This window comes from Actinomadura sp. NEAU-AAG7 (assembly GCF_018603865.1).
In the GTDB taxonomy this organism is placed as follows: Bacteria; Actinomycetota; Actinomycetes; order Streptosporangiales; family Streptosporangiaceae; genus Spirillospora; species Spirillospora litoris.
This window is the reverse complement of record NZ_JAHFZY010000001.1, coordinates 874,925-890,267: the sequence shown is the minus strand read 5'-3', so window position 1 is coordinate 890,267 and position 15,343 is coordinate 874,925. Positions and strand designations below refer to the sequence as shown.

The following is a 15,343-nucleotide window of genomic DNA, read 5'->3' as shown; positions in this document are numbered from 1 at the left end:
CCGACGGGACTCTCAGACGACACCAGCGAAAAGACGTGGACGGGTACGTCACCGGATGCGACGTCACCCGTAGCGCGCCGTCCGCGCGCTCATGGGCCTGTCCGGCCGGTACGCCGCACGGCGCCAAGAACCTGGAGAGGCTCGGACGCGGCCACCGCCACACGCGGCCCTAGGCGCCGTAGAAGACGCCGGCAAAGGCACCTTGGCGATACTTCGCCCCCATGCTGTGCCTCTGAGCCGCCACAGACGGCGCCTCGGCGCCGCAACCGTCCGGCGCCCTTCGCGCAACGCCTCCCGGCGGAGGGGGTGATCACCCACCCTGGGCCCGGGCGCGGGTCGGGACGGCGGGCGGGTGGTGTTCGAGGGGACGTCCGGGGATCTGGTCGCGGCGCGCCAAGCGGGACCCGCAGGCGGCACCGACTTATGTGGGCGGAGAATTCGCTCCTCATGCTGCGGCCTTCAGGCGTCCCAGACGCCACCTCGGCACTGCTGCCGGCCGGCGGAGGGTCGGTGGCGAAGCCGGGCGTGACGGCTAGGCGTCGTAGACGGTCACCTCGACGCCCCGCTCGGTGAGATGCCGCTCCACCAGCGGTTCGACCAGCTCCCACTTCCCCCCGGCGAGCCCGCAACCGACACGTGGCATGTGGACGCTCGCTTCGAGTTCGACCGCTCTGCCTCCGAGCACCTCCAGACACCGTCCGAGCGCCTCGTACCGGATCGGCGGCCCCCTACGGCTCCGCTTGACCCCCCGCTGCGCGACCATGTTCGCGACCCACACGTACTTCTCGACCTGGACGAACTGCACGGCCCCCAGCCCGAACCCGCTACTCGCCCGCTCCCGGTACCAGCGGCGGTACTCCGCCTCGGGCTCCTTCCAGCGCCGCGACACCGCCAGGACGAAGCCCTTCCCCCAACCGCCCAGGTCGTTGCAGACATGGGCGACGATCTTCACCCCCTTCGCCTGCGGGGACGTCGCGTCCCCCTTGAGATACCTGACCCCCACGTGTCGGCACGCTACCCTCCGCCACCGACATTTCAGCTGACGGGCGCGTCCCAGGCGGCCCGCCACGTCGCGGGCCCGACGACGCCGTCCACACCGAGGTGCTTCTCCTGCTGGAACGCGCGGCAGACCCGCTCCGAATCCGCGCCGTACGCACCATCGACGCTGATCCGCCACCCGCGCTTGTGCATCTGCCTCTGCCACGTCCGGACGTCATCACCGTGCATGACGGGCGGCTGCGTGAGGTGCCGGCCGGGCCACTTCGGCGCGTGCGACGAGGGAGGCTTGGGGGCCCGGTCGACCTGCCACTGCCCGTAGTCGTCCTTCATGGCCCGGTTGTAGTCGACGCCCACACCGTTGACGGTGTGATCGTTCGAGTACTGCTGGAGGTGCGCCCGCGAGTCCCAGCGCCCGCCCGACCACGCGTACGTCTGCCACCCGTAGGTGATCTTCTTGGCGTCGAACGCCCGCTTGATCGGCCCGTATCCCGCGTAGAGACCGATCCGCTTGCGTCCGAGAACGGACGCCGCGCCGTCCAGATAGGCGTTGATCGCCGACTGGTGGCCGGACTCGGCGTCGAAGTCCACGGCGAAGTAGATCGGACGATCCGACGGCATCCCGCAGGCCCGCGCCTGCTTGGCGGCGTCCTCCGCGTCCGCGACGCCGCCGTCCTTGCCGGACAGCGCCCGCGACGCCGCCGTCTCCCAGACCACGACCAGCCAGAGGCCGCCCTCCGACAGCTGCTCCGCCTCGGCGCGCGTCAGGTTCTTCCCGGTCGCGTCATGCGACAGGTAGCGGCAGACGAACTTCGCCCCCGCCTTCCTCAGCGCGGACGGGCCGGGCCGTCCCCACGCGTAATCCACTCCGAAGACGCTCATTCCGCCATCCCTTCTGTCATGACGGGCAGGCAACACCGCGTCGGGCAACGCACGCAGGCATATTGACAAACTCACACAATTCGTTCAACCCATGTCCACCCCGAAGTCTGGGCAGGCACACCCTAAAAAGCGAAATAGAGGTCGACACCACCACATAACCGACAAGCCAGGAGCCCCAACGCAGCGCACGTCCGGGGCCCAACCCACCGGGCATGTTGATCAGAACGCCACACCCATCGATCAACTCCCAAATATGAAACCCACCCTGGTAGACAACTACCTTCCAACCCCTCCGGCTGATCATTTGCGGTAAAACACCTGAACAACCTCCGCATATCCCCCGACCACGACGAACGCTGAGGCGGCCTAAGCCCGGAGACACGGTCGGGCGCCACGTCGGCCTACAGCGCCCAACCGAAGGCCGACTCGCCACCAAGCCGGTTCATCGGAGGATCGGGGCAGCACCGGTCGCCGCGACGGAGAGGTCCCAGAGCCGCGCGGCCGACTCGGGAGCGATGGCGTATTCGCGGACGCCGCCGTCGTCCATGGGCTCGCCGGGGGCGGAGACGCGGGCGACGTCGCAGTCCTCAAGGTAGATGCCTCCGCGGTCGGCCAGCAGCGGAGAAGTGGCTGCCCAGAGACCGGTCGCGACGCCCTGGGAGGGCGTCTTGAAACCGGCGCCGACCACGTTGCCGCACTCGTCCACCCAGCCGCGGTCGATCTGCTCCTGGAGGCTCATCTCCCGCTGGAGACCGGTGATGATCTTGCCCGGATGCAGGGCGAACGCCCGGATGCCGTCGTCGCGTCCGAGGGCGTCGAGGTGGACGGCGAACAGGGTATTGGCGGTCTTGGCCTGACCATAGGCAAGCCATTTATCATAACCGGTTTGAAAATGCGGGTCAATCCAGCGGATGTCGGTCAGAGTATGCCCGGCAGAACTGTTGACGACAACACGCGCACCGCCAGCGACCAGGAGCGGATAAACCTCACACGCGAGAGTGAAGTGTCCGAAATGATTGGCGGTGAGCTGGCCCTCCCATCCACCGGGGCCGATGCGCAACTCAGGAGTGGCCATGACCCCGGCAAGGGCCATAAGGAAGTCGATCCTGTCGAGGGATTCGCTGATTCGCGCGCCGGCAACGCGGACGCTACCGAGGTCCGTCAGATCCATAGGGATCACTTCGCAGCCGTCCAGGCCCTCAAGGGCGGCGCGGGCGACACCGGGCCGGCGTGCCGGAATGATGACGCGGGCCCCCGCGGCCGCCATGGCCCGAGTGGTCGCCAGGCCGAGCCCGGAGTATCCGCCGGTCACGACGGCGGTCCTGCCGGAGAGGTCGATGCCGGCCATGACGTCCTCGGCGGTACTGGCAGCGGAGAACGGGGAGCCGAGCGACTGCTGATCAGTGGTGGTCATGCCGACGACGCTACGAGCTAGAGCGAGGTCTAGATCAAGCCCTAGGCTGGACGGCATGGAAACCGCCGAAACCCGCGCGGAACAGCTGAGCATCGGCGAGGTGGCCGAACGCACCGGGCTCAGCGTCCACGCACTGCGCTTTTACGAACGCGAAGGGCTGCTCGTCGGGCCCGTCCAGCGCACCGCGGGCGGACGACGGCGCTACACCCCCGTCGATGTCGACTGGCTGCTGATCTGCGTCAAACTCCGCGAATCCGGCATGCCGCTCGCCGACCTCAAACACTTCGCCGAGCTGGTGCGCCTCGGTCCGGGCAACGAGGCAGACCGCCTACGGCTCCTCGACGCCCATCAGCAACGCGTGGAGGCACAGATTCAGGCCCTGGAGGAGTGCCGCACCCTCATCGCCTGGAAAGCCGGTGTCTATGCCGAACACCTCGCTCGCGGCGAGGCGGGCGGCCTCTGGGACCCGACGGGCTGAGCCGGCGCCCCTGCCGTGCGCAGGCTCGTTGTGCAAAAGTGGATCATGGTTCGCTGTTTCAGCGGAGGAGGCAGCCGGAGATGTACGAATCGGACCAGACCTGGCGCGAGGTCGACGCCTACTTCGAGGACGCCCTCGTCGCCGAAGACGACGCGCTGACCGCGGCCCGAGCATCCGGGACGCGCACCACCATGCCGCGAGCGGAGGTGTCCCCCAACCAGGGCAAGCTACTGGGGATGCTCTGCCAGATGGCCGATGCCACTCGCGTTCTGGAGTTCGGCACCCTCGCCGGATACAGCACGGTCTGGTTGGCACGCGCCGTCGGCGAGGGCGGCCATGTGACCACCCTGGAACTGGAGGAACAGAACGCCGAGGTCGCCCGGCAAAACCTCGAACGCGCGGGCGTCACCGACCGTGTCGAGATTCTGACGGGCCCCGCCACCGAATCGGCACAGCGCCTCATCGACGACGCGGTTGAGCCCTATGACTTCGTGTTCATCGACGCCGACAAACCGAATAACCCGGCCTACCTCCGGGCCTCACTGGCACTGACACGCCCCGGCGCCGTGATCGTGATCGACAACGTCGTCCGCAACGGCACGGTCACCGATTCCGAGACCCTCGACGCCTCCGCTCAGGGCGTGCGCGCGGTCGTGGCGGAGATCGCCCGTGATCCACGTCTGCACGCCACGGCGATCCAGACAGTGGGCGCCAAAGGCTGGGACGGCTTCCTCCTGATCCGCCGGACAGCCTGACCGCCGCCCCGCTGTTGCCACAAGCACGGCGCGCGAGCCAGGATCCGATGTGGCCTACCACCTGTCATTCTTCTGCCGCAGCGGCGAGGAGAACGCCTCGTCCGCACTCGTGAACCTCACCGAATCGGCGGGGCCTCCCATCCTGGCGAAACCCGGCACGGGCGACTACGTCGACGAGATCGCCGCCTGCCATATCGCCACGGGCTGGATCGGACTGGAGACGCATGCGGGTGTCGCCTTCATCGCCGAAGAGGTGATCGACGCTTCGCCGGACAACGCTCACGGAGTCTGGGGAAGCGACCCCAAAGTGCAGCTCACCCTGAGCGGCGAGATGGACGACGCCCTCGTCGATCGCATCTGGCGGACGTTGACCAACAGATGGGCAGCCGTCGCCTGGGACGAGTCGTCCGGATTCGACATCAACAAGGACCCCCACCAGTCGTCGGGAAGCGCCATGGTCACAGGCCATCCCGAGAAACGTCCTTGTCGAGGGATACCTTCGGGCTCTTGGACAGGGAGCGCAGATGAGCTACCACGTGCAGTTCTTCGCCAACGGGGCGAGGTCGCGGCCTCTGACGCCCTCGATCAACTCATCGCGGCGGTCTCTGAGAGCGGTGGCCCCGTCCTGGTGCGGGAAAGGGGCGAGGAGCCCGGCGCTTCCTGGTGCGATCTCTTCGACAAGAAGACGACGACCAGCCCGCTCATCATCGAGCTGTGGACCGGCGCACGTGAGCTGGCCGAGGAGATCCTCGAACTCACGCCGGACGGCGACACCCACGGCATCCGGGGAAGTGACCTGATGGTCTCCGTCCAACTCCTGAGGGAAGCCGACTGGTCACTGATGCGCCGCGTCTGGGATGTCCTGGTGAAGCAGTGGGGCGCCGTCCCCTACGATTCCATATCGGAGTTCTCGCTCACCTTCTAAGGCACCGAGCGCGCCCGGCGGTCCCGCCGCGTCGTCCGCGCGATGGGTTTCCTACGATGCGTGCGTGCGAACCTTGGTGCTCTGGGACATCGACCACACGCTGATCAGTGTCCGCGGACTCAGCGCTGAGATCTATGCCACCGTGTTCCACCAGCTCACCGGCCGCGCCATCGAGCGGGTCGCGGACATGGCCGGTCGCACGGACCGGGCGATCACCGCTGAGACCCTGCGCTATCACGACGTCGAGCCCACGGTCGACCTCATGCTCAGCTTCACCGACGCGCTGGGCAGGGCGTTCGCCGCCAGGCAGGACGAGATCAAGGCGCGGGGCAGCGTCCTGCCAGGAGCACGGGCAGTGCTGGAGGCGCTCAGCGCAAGGTCCGACGTGGTGCAGTCCGTGCTGACCGGCAACATGAGGCCGATAGCGGAGTGCAAACTGAGCGCCTTCGGGCTGGAGCGGTTCGTCGACGTCGAGGTCGGCGCGTACGGCCTGGACCACGCCGACCGCCCTCCCCTGGTGAGGCTCGCGCAGGACCGCGCGGCCCTCAAGTACGGCGAGACGTTCGACGCGTCCAGGACGGTCCTGGTGGGCGACACCCCTCATGACGTGCACGCCGGCCACCAGGGCGGCGCCCGCGTGGTGGCGGTCGCGTCCGGCGCCAGCAGCGAGGCCGACCTGAGAGCGGCCGGCGCGGAGATCGTCCTGACCTCCCTGACCGACACCGACGCCGCGGTGCACGCCATCCTGAACGTCAGCCGCCCATGACCCACGTCCCCGAGGCTCCGAAGGACGTCTCGACACGTCCGACCGCGTCGCCCCACCAACACCAAAATCCCTCGCGATGATCGCCAGGAGCCTCTGACCAGTGCGCGCCCGAAGGGATTCGAACTCCTAAGGGAGCCACCGCCCAACCCCGCGTGGCCGACGTCCCTCCTTCCGGATCGTCCGAAGTGCAGGGGAGGCTGTTCGCCGTGATGTGCTCGGTGAGCCGTACAGTTCTGGCGGTCAAGGCCCGTGGGCCATGGCTGGTCCTGGTGGGCAGCACGTGGGCCGTGGACACCGAGAACGAGTCCCGCGTTCGACTCAGCCGGGGCCGCATGTGGTTGCTACCGCTCCTGGAGCGTCCACGGATTGACGTCGAGTCCGAAGCGCGGGCCCGCCTTGGGGCCGGCGATCCCGACGTAGGCGAAGCGCTGAGGGCCGTGATCGACATGGGCCTGAACGCTTGGTCGGACCACTGGCTCTCCAAGGCCGTGGCCTGGACGACGGACGAGGAAGTCGTCATCTTTTCCGAGCGTCTCCACGAGATCGCACTGGAAAGTACCGGGCCTCAGTCCCAAGACACCCGGCACGCGGCGAAACGACGGCTCAAGCGACTCGGACTGTGGTCGCCTAGTCGCGGGTGAGCTGTGAACGCCGTCCTCACCGAGGCAAGCGGGAAGCGTCGCAGCTCCTCACGAGGCGGCCGAAGAGGGGCGAACGCCCACGATCGACCAGGCAAGAAGTCGCCGTTCATCGCAATCACAACTGCCTCGACCTGAGGTGCGGGGAGGGCGCGGTCGCACGTCGTCCGCCGATCCTTGGGCCCACGTCCATCGCGCTCACGACGAATAGGTACGGCCATCGGCTCAACCAGGCGGCGGCGGAGGCCACGAATGGAGCCCTCTTCGGGACCTGATCAAATCCCAAGCCCCACGCAAGAAGCCCCTTCCAAGATCGGAAGAGGCCTCTGAACTGTGCGCACCCGAAGGGATTCGAACCCCTAACCTTCTGATCCGTAGTCAGATGCTCTATCCGTTGAGCTACGGGTGCTTGCCGCCTGGCTCTCACCAGGAGTTTTACCAACGGGGCGAGAGTCTAGCAGCTCTCACGTGGGTGATTGCGCATATGATTCCTCGGCCCCGCGCCCCTCCAGTGTAGGGCACTCGCACCTGTGGACCGTCCCGCTGTCGCCACCGACCCGCGCTCGGGGACGTCACGCCCCGCGACTCAACGTCCAGCGCCACGGCGACACCGGCCGCCCTGCGTGCTGCCTCCCGAGCGCCCGATGACCCGACGCATTGTGATCTGGGTCACGGAACCGTTTGTGGCGGGATGGCGCCAAAGGGGTAATCGAGACGTGAGTGACCTGCGAGGTCTACCCTCGTCCGATGTCCCAAACCCCCCTAGAAGGAGAAACCCCTATGCGCATGTCTGCCACCAAGCTCGTCGGCGTCCTCGCCATCGGTGGCGTGCTGCTCGGTTCTACGGCGTGCGGGCCGATCGACTCCGTGACCGGCGGAGGCAAGAAGAAGACCGCGTGCAAGAACATCGAGTCTGAGCTGCGCAGCGTCGCCTCCGGCGGCGCGTCGAGCGGGTCCGCGGCGAACGCCCAGAGGTTCGCGGACGCGGCGTCCAAGATCCGCACCGAGGGCCAGAACGCGGGCGGCGACGTCCAGACCGCCGCGACCAAGTTCGCGAGCGACCTCGACGACACGGCCGCCACCCTGCGACGTCTCAGCTCCGGCAACCTCTCCGGCGGCTCGCCCAACTTCACCGCGATGCAGCAGCACGGCAACGAGCTCGGCAAGGCCTGCGGCTACACCGGCTTCCGCCTGGGCTGAATCGCGACGCTCCGCTCCCGCGGCCCCGGGAGCGGAACCCCGCGATCCGGACTAAGCTCAGGCCACCCCGGGCCAGACTTTGCCGGTAGGCGCGCCGAACCGGTAGCCTGTCCTGAGCCTGAGGGCAACTGGAGGATTCGCCTAGTCCGGTCTATGGCGCCGCACTGCTAATGCGGTTTGGGTTTACCGCCCATCCGGGGTTCAAATCCCCGATCCTCCGCCACCTGACCAGGGGTTTCGCCGAAGATCGCATTCTCCGGCGAAACCCCTGTCGCGTTCCATATGTCCGTTTTGCTGGCCCTGGATAGCACATGGTGAGCACGAGATGTCGTGGCGGTGTCACCGAGCCCAGGTCAGAGCCACCGAACTGGATCATGAAGTGACTACCCTGCGTGTTCATCTCGCTTCTTGCGTCGATCGGCCAGCGAGATCACGTTCGGTGGGACAGGAGGAGCGTCCGCGTGCGGCTCTCCGACCAGGTCGGCGCCGTAGGCCAGATACAGATCCTGCCGCGCGTCGGCGGACCCGATCATCGGCTGAAAGCTGTACAGGAACTCCACGCTGCGAGGGCGCCAGCCGGTCTCCTCCTCGGCCTCCCGCACAGCGGCGGCGGCCGGATCCTCTCCCGGATCGACGTACCCGCCGGGCACCTCCCAGTCCCAACGGTCGATGATGAACCGATGCCGGTAGATCAGCAGGATGTTCTCGCCGGCCTCGTCCAGCACGGCGGTCATGACGCAACGGGGCAACCGGATGACGTACTGATCGAACCGGACTCCGGTGGGCAGCTCGACGCTGGCCACCGACAGGCGGATGTGGCGGTTCTCATCGACCGCTCCGGAGGCACGTCCGCGGCCGCTTCCGAATCCGAAAGAACCTCGTCGATCGCTCGCGGGAAGCCCTCACCTGCGGGATCCAGCCGCGCGTCCTCCGCTTCCGTCAGCTCCGCGACCACATTCTGGACGGGCGGCGGGAGTTCCCCGGCATCCGAACCGTGGATGGGAGCGAGCGCGCTTGCCGCCCGACGGAAACTGTCTCGAAGCTCGGCCGATTGCTCGACCGCCCGACCAAGCACATCGTGCGCGGTCGTCACAGCGGCAACGGGATCCTCTCCACGGTCGTGCCCGAGCCGACCGGCTTCAAGTTCCCGCGTCAGGAAGGCGTCGATCTGCTCGGCCGTCTCGGCCAGCTCGTAAGACGTCTGGGCAAGGTTTCCCAGAATCGTGTAGGCAGCGGCCGGCTCCGTGAGGCCGGGCAGGCCCTGGGCCAGCCGGTTGAGCGACCGGACACGCTCAGGCAGGTCACCGGCAAGGAACTCGATGTTCTCATCCGAACTGATCTCGTGTTCGTCCACGTGAGGTGTTCTAGGAAGCTGCGCCAGCAGGTGCCTGGCTGCCCCGACCGACGCCGGGTCGGAGATCACCGATGGGCGCATGCTGTTCGAGCGGGCCGGGGTGAGCTTCCTTGCGTAAGCTCACCCCATGCACGACGACCGCCGACCCCGCACCCGTTCATCTCAAAACGGTAACGACCCCACGTAACCCCAGGTCGCCAAGTGTTCTCCCCGCGCGAGCGGGGGTGGTCCGGCGATCAGGTCTAGCGGCGCCGGTGCCTTCCCGTTCTCCCCGCGCGAGCGGGGGTGGTCCGATTCTGGAGAGCCTGCCGCGCGACATCTGGCGGTTCTCCCCGCGCGAGCGGGGGTGGTCCGCGGACACGGCGCTGACGCCCACGGTCAGGAAGGTTCTCCCCGCGCGAGCGGGGGTGGTCCGGAGGGGACGCTCACGCTCCCTCCCGCATCTCGGTTCTCCCCGCGCGAGCGGGGGTGGTCCGATCCTGGCTCTGATCGATGACGCCGACACCCGGTCCCCGCGCGAGCGGGGGTGGTCCGCCGGGCTCTCCGAGGCCTCCGAGGCCGACCTGGTTCTCCCCGCGCGAGCGGGGGTGGTCCGGCGTTGTAGCGGTCCTGGGGCGCGGGCTCGGTGTTCTCCCCGCGCGAGCGGGGGTGGTCCGCCGGAGCCCCCTACCTGCGGATCTATGTCAACGTTCTCCCCGCGCGAGCGGGGGTGGTCCGTTCACGCACCGTCCATCACCATCGCCTCCTGCGTTCTCCCCGCGCGAGCGGGGGTGGTCCGAAGGCGGCCGGGTCCTCCGACGGGGCCCGGACGTTCTCCCCGCGCGAGCGGGGGTGGTCCGCGCTGAACCTCGCCGTTCGTGACCTTCCCCGGGTTCTCCCCGCGCGAGCGGGGTGGTCCGGTGGCCTGCGCGACGCGCTCGGTGGCGTAGGCGTTCTCCCCGCGCGAGCGGGGGTGGGCCGCTGTGGACGGGCGCCACGGCGGCGCGTCGCCTGTTCTCCCCGCGCGAGCGGGGGTGGTCCGGGCGAGAGCGTGCAGTGGTGGACGGCGGAGCGGTTCTCCCCGCGCGAGCGGGGGTGGTCCGGCGGGGTGTCGTCGAACGTGATCGTGGGTGGGCTCCCCGCGTGCGCGGGGGTTGCCTGGGTTGGAACCAGCTTGGGCTGGCGCCGCCGTAGTTCTCCCGATGCAGCGGGAGTTTCTACGATCCGCTGCGCCTGCAGGGTGGTCTTCGGCGGGGGTTGGAATGCGTCCTATTGGCGTGGTGACGTTAGGTGGTTTCGGGGTCGTTTGTTGTTTCGGCGGGGTTGAGGGCGATGAGGGTGAGGCCGTCGAAGTCGATGGGGACGCGTCGGCGTTGGCCGGCGGTGTGGAGGGTGAAGCCTTGTTCGTTGGCGTCTGGGTGTAGGAGGAGGGCGGCGCCGTCGTCGATGGAGGCGGCGACGGCTGTCCAGAGTTCGGTGCGGACGCGGGCGGAGACGGTGCCGACGTAGAGGCCGGGCATGGGTTCGGTCATCCATCGGGTGAGGGCGCCGCGCAGGTGGTCGGGGATGGCGGTGGTGGCGATGACGGTCATGTTGGCCATGTCAGTCGAATCCGTAGTTGGTGCCGCCGCTGACGCGTCCGAAGTCGGGGTCCCAGAGGTCGACGAGTTCTTCGGTGGCTTCTTCGGCGCCTTCCCGGCGGGTGCCGTCGTCGGGTTCGAGGAGGGTTTGGATGTCGGCGACGATGCGGGGCAGTAGACGGAAGAGGCGCAGGCCGTCCCGGAATGAGCGGCGTGCTTGGCCGTCGGGGTCGGTGGAGTCGTGGAGGGTGAAGGCCAGCGGGAGGGTGAGTTCGGCTTTGTAGAGGTCGGCGATGTCGTATACGAAGGAGTTGCTGGTGCCGGTGTGGACGAAGCCGAGTCCGGGGGAGCAGCCGATGGCGTTGATCGCGGCGTGGGTGATGCCGTACAGGCAGGTGTTGGCGGCTGAGAGTGCGCGGTTGACGGGGTCTTGGGAGTCCCAGTCGTCGGGGGCGTAGGAGCGTTTGAAGGGGCGGACGCCGTTGCGTTCGGCGAGGAGGCGGTAGAGGGCCTTCATGCGTTGGCCTTCGAGGCCGCGGAGTTGGGCGATGGTGGCGTCGGCGGGTGCGGTGTCGCCGAAGCGTTGGAGGTACATGCGGCGGGCGACGGCGGTGCGTTGGGTGTCGTCGGCCCAGGCGCGGGCTTGGGTTTCCAGCCAGCGGGTGGGCAGGGAGTCGGGGACGGTGGCGGCGTAGCAGCGCACTCCTGCGGTTCCGGTGCAGACCACGGTGGTGCCGTGGCGGGCGAGGGTGGATAGCGCTCGGGTGGTGATGGAGACGCCTGGGCCCAGCAGGAGGCAGCCGAGCGCGGCGGTGGGCAGGGCGACGCGGCGGACGTCTTCGCCGATTTGGAAGTGGGCTTTGACGCCGGTGTCGTCCTGGACGATGCGTGCGACGTCGATGTAGAGGAAGGACAGCGAGTCGCCGATGCGGGGCAGCATCGCGGCGGTGGGGGCGGCCAGCCGTTGCCGTGCGGTGCGGGGCGCCGAGGTGCTCATGCGGGTGCGATGGTGAGTAGGCCGCAGCCGAAGGATTTGCCGCGTCCGATGCCGGTGCGGATTCTTTCGGTCAGCGCTTGGGGGTCGGTGACGGTGGCGGTGCCGTCGAACCGGGTGCGGGCATGGGTCATGCGGGCGTCGCCGCGGCGGCCGGTGGCGCTGGGGAGTGGGCTGCTGTGCAGGCTATGCAGGACGAGCCCGGCGGTGGCGGCTTGCCGCTGCCACCAGTGGTCGAGGTCGGTGCCGGTGAGGGGGACGACCTGTTTTGGACGTCCGGCGGTGGTGTTCTTGCCGAGTTTGCTGGTGGCGTTGGCGATGATCCGGTAGTGGACGTTGACGCCTTCGCTCAACCGCCCCAGGAGGGGGGTCAGGGATTTGGTGCGGGCGGTGCCGTAGCCGGTGGGCAGGTTCGCCAGGACGGGCTTGATCCCGCTCTGTACGAGGATCCCGAACCCGGTGGGCTGCTCTTCGAGTCGGAACAGGGCTGCGGCTTGGTGGCGGGCCTGGGTTCCGAGGCCCTCGGGGAACAGGGTCATGATGCGGCGATGCAGGTGCGTCGCGTCGCGGAGGTCTTTCAGGACGGCGCGGTCGCGGGTGTTGGGGATGATCTGTGTGATCCACAGGTCGGTGGTCATGGGGTGGTCTTCCCGGTGGGCTGGTCGAGGTAGGCGGTGAGGCTGGTCAGGTAGTCGATCCCGAGGCCGGCGCATTGGGCGGCGGGGAGCGGGAGGTGGCGCCGGTAGATGGGTCGGGTCCGGTAGTGGCGGCTGCTGGGCGCGAACGAGACGGGGTCGTCCTGGATCTGAGTGTGCGCTTGCTGGTGTTCGGAGGGGTCGGGGCCGTCCGGCCAGGAGCCGGTGAAGGCGGCGTCCGCCTGGAATTCCACGTTGACCGACTCGGTGTGCGCGGGGGCGGTGCGGGCGAGCGGCAGCCTGATCAGGTGGGTGATGGGGTCGTCGTGGACCGCGTCGATCAGGAGGGGGGCGTTGGGTGGGCAGGACCGGCGGCCGAGGTAGGGCGGCCACGTCGGTGCGCGCAGTGCGCGGGCGCAGGTGTCGAGGAGGTCGGGGTCGGGTGCGGTGACGGCGACGGTGAACGCGGCGTCCTGGAGGTAGTAGCGGTTGGAGACCAGGGTCGCGGTGTCGGCGGAGCGACGTTTTCCCTCGGCGGTGATCACGGTGAGGTGGCGGGGCATACCGCCGCCGACGGTGTGGAAGTCGCGTAGAAGGGTGCCGGGGCGGTCGATGCGGGTGGTGAACCGCAGCGGGGTCAGGTCGTCGAGGGGCTGGTCGCGGCGGCGGCCGAGGGCGGCGGCGATCAGGCCGATCAGGCCCGACCGGGTGGGGGCACGGGAGGTGTCGCGCTGGTTGAAGCGAGACCGCTCCCCCCATGACTGAAGAGGCCCGCTCAGGTGCAGCAGCAGTGCGGTGGTGGGCCGGGCGTCGGGCTGGGCGCTCACACGGTTTCCTTCACCAGCACGGCGCCGTCCAGTGCGCTGTCGAGGGCGCCGTCGATGAGCGCGTCGAAGGAGGGGACGCGTTCCCCCAGGCCGCTGGTGTCGGCGGTGGAGAGGGTGGCGTGGGCGTGGTGGAGGAGTCCGCTCGTGCCCAGCAGGCCGTTGACGGCGGTGGCGTAGTCGCTGAGCGCCTTGACCGAGGGATCGGTGTGACCGCCGCCGGAGTAGCCCGCGGCGACCGGCTTTTCGAAGGCGGCGGCGTAGGAGACCGGGCGGTCGGCGCGCACGGTCAGGTGCGCCAAGGCCGGGATGGTGTTCGGCGCCGTCGAGTTCTTCTTGGCGTGGGGCAGTGACAGCAGCGCGGCACGGATCACGCCGGCGGCCAGTTCACGTGTGTCGGCCAGGCCGCCTCCGAGGTTGCGGTGCAGATCCTGCAGGTCGACCACGATGTTGCGGTAGAGCACGCCGGCGCTGTGCTCGGCGTGACCCATGTGGGCGCTGCCGGTGGTGTCGGCCCATTCGGAGGTGACGTCGTCGACGGCGCTGAAGTAGTCGACCTCGGTGTCGGTGGCGTGGGTGGTGAAGCAGTGGGCGACCTGCACGGCGCCATCGACCTTGGCCTCGTCGACCTGGGCGAGCATCCGCCCGAACAGGTTGATGATTCCGTTCCGGCTCCGCAGGATCGCGTCGACCTTATCGGTGGGAATGACCACGTGCTTGCGCTCGAACTTGGCGGGCTCCTTGGCGTCCTCCAGCTTCTCGCGGTGCTCGATGGCCAGTTCGGCGAGTTCGGCTACTGCCGCGGCGGGGATGTAGACCATCGCGGCGGTGGCCCAGGCGTTGGAGGCACCGTTGGATTCGGCGTTCTCGTCCTTCTTCTTCTTGGGTGCCTCGGCGCCGACGCTGCTGGCAACGGCGATGTGTCGTCCGGCGCGCTCGGCCAGGTCGGCGGGCCAGGCGTGGTGGTTCTGCAGGTGCTGGGCGATGAGTTCGGGCAGGCGGCGTGTGCGCAGGGCGGTCTGCCCGAGGTGCTGCTGAAGGTGCAGCCGCATCGCGCGCTTCCAGCACTGGCTGCTGACGCGGGTGCGGTCGGCGCCTCCCCACCGCACCGTCTTGATCGCGTTGGTGTCGTCGCGGTTGAGATTGGCGAACGGGATGGGCTGCAGGACGTGAACCTCGATGAAGCGGCCAGGGATTGGCGTCATGGTGTCTCCGACATTCGGACGTGGATAAGGGGAAGGACGAGGGCTATTCGGGGACGGACTCGTCGTTTTCGGCGCGGTCGGCCTCTTGGGCCGCTCGCATTTCGGCGGCGGACCGGGTGCGGTAGAACGACTGCAACCAGCGGCGCGTGATCTGGTCGCGGTACCTGTCCCACCAGCACAGATCGACCAGGAGTTGCACCCAGTCCACCGCCGTCGGGCGGTCGGCGAGGATGCGGACGGCGGCGGGCAGGTGTCGGTGCACACCGTCGAGGCTCTGTCGGGTGAGCAGGCTCAAGCGCGCCTCGGCGGTGTTCTCCCGCAGCACGCCGCGCCCGACACCTTCGGCGAGGCACTGGCCGAAGGTGCGTCGCCGCGTCGCGCCGTCCTCAGGTCCGGAGTCGTCCTGGGGGGCGGACTCGGCAGTCGTGGGTTCTTCGGGGGCATCCGGTGCGGGCCTGCGGGCCTGGGGCGGGAGTGCGGCGATCATGGCGGCGACCGCGTAGTACGCGCGTTCGGTGTTCGGGTTTCCTTCAGGGACGCGGGCGGCGATGACCTGGTGCATCCGGTGGCAGCGGTCAAGGGGGCGTCCCAGCCCGCTGCGAAGCGCGGCTCGTTTGCCGGGGTCTTCGCACAGCTTGAAGACGGCGGTGACGAACTCGTCGGCTTTGGTCGCGGTGCTCTTGGTACTCGTGAGAGGTGGCGTGGTCATAGTTCCTGC

At 68.6% G+C, this 15,343-nt stretch carries 16 protein-coding genes, 2 tRNA genes, 1 pseudogene and 1 CRISPR repeat array; of the genes and pseudogenes, 7 read left to right on the top strand and 12 right to left on the bottom strand.

Annotation, left to right across the window (positions count from 1 at the left end):
- Positions 1-319: 319 nt before the first annotated feature.
- Positions 320-529: pseudogene (locus KLI87_RS41820) on the top strand (hypothetical protein); the annotation flags it as partial.
- A 3-nt stretch (positions 530-532) separates the two neighbouring features.
- On the opposite strand, the gene KLI87_RS04185 reads toward KLI87_RS41820, so the two are convergent.
- The 3 genes from KLI87_RS04185 to KLI87_RS04175 form a co-directional block, all read right to left on the bottom strand.
- Complete coding sequence (locus KLI87_RS04185; RefSeq protein ID WP_214615893.1) at positions 533-1,003, bottom strand: macro domain-containing protein; 471 nt, start codon at positions 1,001-1,003, stop codon at positions 533-535.
- Between the two features lie 32 nt (positions 1,004-1,035).
- A complete protein-coding gene (locus KLI87_RS04180; RefSeq protein WP_214615892.1) occupies positions 1,036-1,878 on the bottom strand; it encodes a glycoside hydrolase domain-containing protein in 843 nt (280 codons plus the stop codon).
- A gap of 442 nt (positions 1,879-2,320) precedes the next feature.
- Positions 2,321-3,292: an SDR family NAD(P)-dependent oxidoreductase gene (locus tag KLI87_RS04175; protein ID WP_214615891.1), complete on the bottom strand. Its 972-nt coding sequence runs from the start codon at positions 3,290-3,292 to the stop codon at positions 2,321-2,323.
- Positions 3,293-3,338: 46 nt separating this feature from the next.
- On the opposite strand from KLI87_RS04175, the gene KLI87_RS04170 reads away from it, so the two are divergent.
- From KLI87_RS04170 to KLI87_RS04155, 4 genes are all read left to right on the top strand, one after another.
- Positions 3,339-3,770 carry a MerR family transcriptional regulator gene (locus tag KLI87_RS04170; protein WP_374225429.1) on the top strand — a complete coding sequence of 144 codons (432 nt, stop codon included), beginning with the start codon at positions 3,339-3,341 and terminating at the stop codon, positions 3,768-3,770.
- Between the two features lie 80 nt (positions 3,771-3,850).
- Positions 3,851-4,525 carry an O-methyltransferase gene (locus KLI87_RS04165; protein WP_214615890.1) on the top strand — a complete coding sequence of 225 codons (675 nt, stop codon included), beginning with the start codon at positions 3,851-3,853 and terminating at the stop codon, positions 4,523-4,525.
- 49 nt (positions 4,526-4,574) lie between these two features.
- Positions 4,575-5,450 carry a hypothetical protein gene (locus tag KLI87_RS04160; protein ID WP_214615889.1) on the top strand — a complete coding sequence of 292 codons (876 nt, stop codon included), beginning with the start codon at positions 4,575-4,577 and terminating at the stop codon, positions 5,448-5,450.
- A 64-nt stretch (positions 5,451-5,514) separates the two neighbouring features.
- Positions 5,515-6,216, top strand: coding sequence for a haloacid dehalogenase-like hydrolase (locus KLI87_RS04155; protein ID WP_214615888.1), 702 nt, complete (start codon positions 5,515-5,517; stop codon positions 6,214-6,216).
- Positions 6,217-7,190: 974 nt separating this feature from the next.
- On the opposite strand, the gene KLI87_RS04150 is transcribed toward KLI87_RS04155, so the two are convergent.
- Positions 7,191-7,263, bottom strand: a tRNA-Arg gene (locus KLI87_RS04150).
- 377 nt (positions 7,264-7,640) lie between these two features.
- Here KLI87_RS04150 and KLI87_RS04145 point away from each other — a divergent pair.
- Together KLI87_RS04145 and KLI87_RS04140 are read left to right on the top strand one after the other, a co-directional pair.
- On the top strand, positions 7,641-8,054 hold the full coding sequence (locus tag KLI87_RS04145) for a hypothetical protein (RefSeq protein ID WP_246250787.1): 414 nt from the start codon (positions 7,641-7,643) through the stop codon (positions 8,052-8,054).
- A gap of 130 nt (positions 8,055-8,184) precedes the next feature.
- Positions 8,185-8,277, top strand: a tRNA-Ser gene (locus KLI87_RS04140).
- Positions 8,278-8,437: 160 nt separating this feature from the next.
- Here the strand turns inward: KLI87_RS04140 and KLI87_RS04135 are convergent.
- From KLI87_RS04135 to casB, 8 genes are all read right to left on the bottom strand, one after another.
- A complete protein-coding gene (locus KLI87_RS04135) occupies positions 8,438-8,788 on the bottom strand; it encodes an NUDIX domain-containing protein (protein ID WP_250903475.1) in 351 nt (116 codons plus the stop codon).
- Complete coding sequence (locus KLI87_RS04130; RefSeq protein ID WP_214615887.1) at positions 8,785-9,408, bottom strand: hypothetical protein; 624 nt, start codon at positions 9,406-9,408, stop codon at positions 8,785-8,787. The genes KLI87_RS04135 and KLI87_RS04130 overlap by 4 nt, the downstream gene beginning before the upstream one ends.
- Positions 9,409-9,611: 203 nt before the next feature.
- Positions 9,612-10,544: direct repeats of the CRISPR family, unit length 25 nt; unit sequence GTTCTCCCCGCGCGAGCGGGGGTGG.
- 129 nt (positions 10,545-10,673) lie between these two features.
- Positions 10,674-10,988: a type I-E CRISPR-associated endoribonuclease Cas2e gene (cas2e, locus tag KLI87_RS04125; protein ID WP_214615886.1), complete on the bottom strand. Its 315-nt coding sequence runs from the start codon at positions 10,986-10,988 to the stop codon at positions 10,674-10,676.
- Between the two features lies 1 nt (position 10,989).
- The gene (cas1e, locus tag KLI87_RS04120; protein ID WP_214615885.1) at positions 10,990-11,964 is read right to left on the bottom strand and encodes a type I-E CRISPR-associated endonuclease Cas1e; all 975 of its coding nucleotides are present in this window, start codon (positions 11,962-11,964) and stop codon (positions 10,990-10,992) included.
- Entirely contained in the window at positions 11,961-12,599 is a 639-nt protein-coding gene (cas6e, locus tag KLI87_RS04115) for a type I-E CRISPR-associated protein Cas6/Cse3/CasE (RefSeq protein ID WP_214615884.1), read from the bottom strand. The genes cas1e and cas6e overlap by 4 nt, the downstream gene beginning before the upstream one ends.
- The gene (gene cas5e, locus KLI87_RS04110) at positions 12,596-13,423 is read right to left on the bottom strand and encodes a type I-E CRISPR-associated protein Cas5/CasD (protein ID WP_214615883.1); all 828 of its coding nucleotides are present in this window, start codon (positions 13,421-13,423) and stop codon (positions 12,596-12,598) included. The genes cas6e and cas5e overlap by 4 nt, the downstream gene beginning before the upstream one ends.
- Entirely contained in the window at positions 13,420-14,625 is a 1,206-nt protein-coding gene (gene cas7e / locus KLI87_RS04105) for a type I-E CRISPR-associated protein Cas7/Cse4/CasC (protein WP_214615882.1), read from the bottom strand. The genes cas5e and cas7e overlap by 4 nt, the downstream gene beginning before the upstream one ends.
- Before the next feature lie 43 nt (positions 14,626-14,668).
- Positions 14,669-15,334 (bottom strand): type I-E CRISPR-associated protein Cse2/CasB, encoded by a 666-nt coding sequence (gene casB, locus KLI87_RS04100; protein WP_214615881.1) that lies wholly within the window; start codon positions 15,332-15,334, stop codon positions 14,669-14,671.
- Between the last annotated feature and the right edge of the window lie 9 nt (positions 15,335-15,343).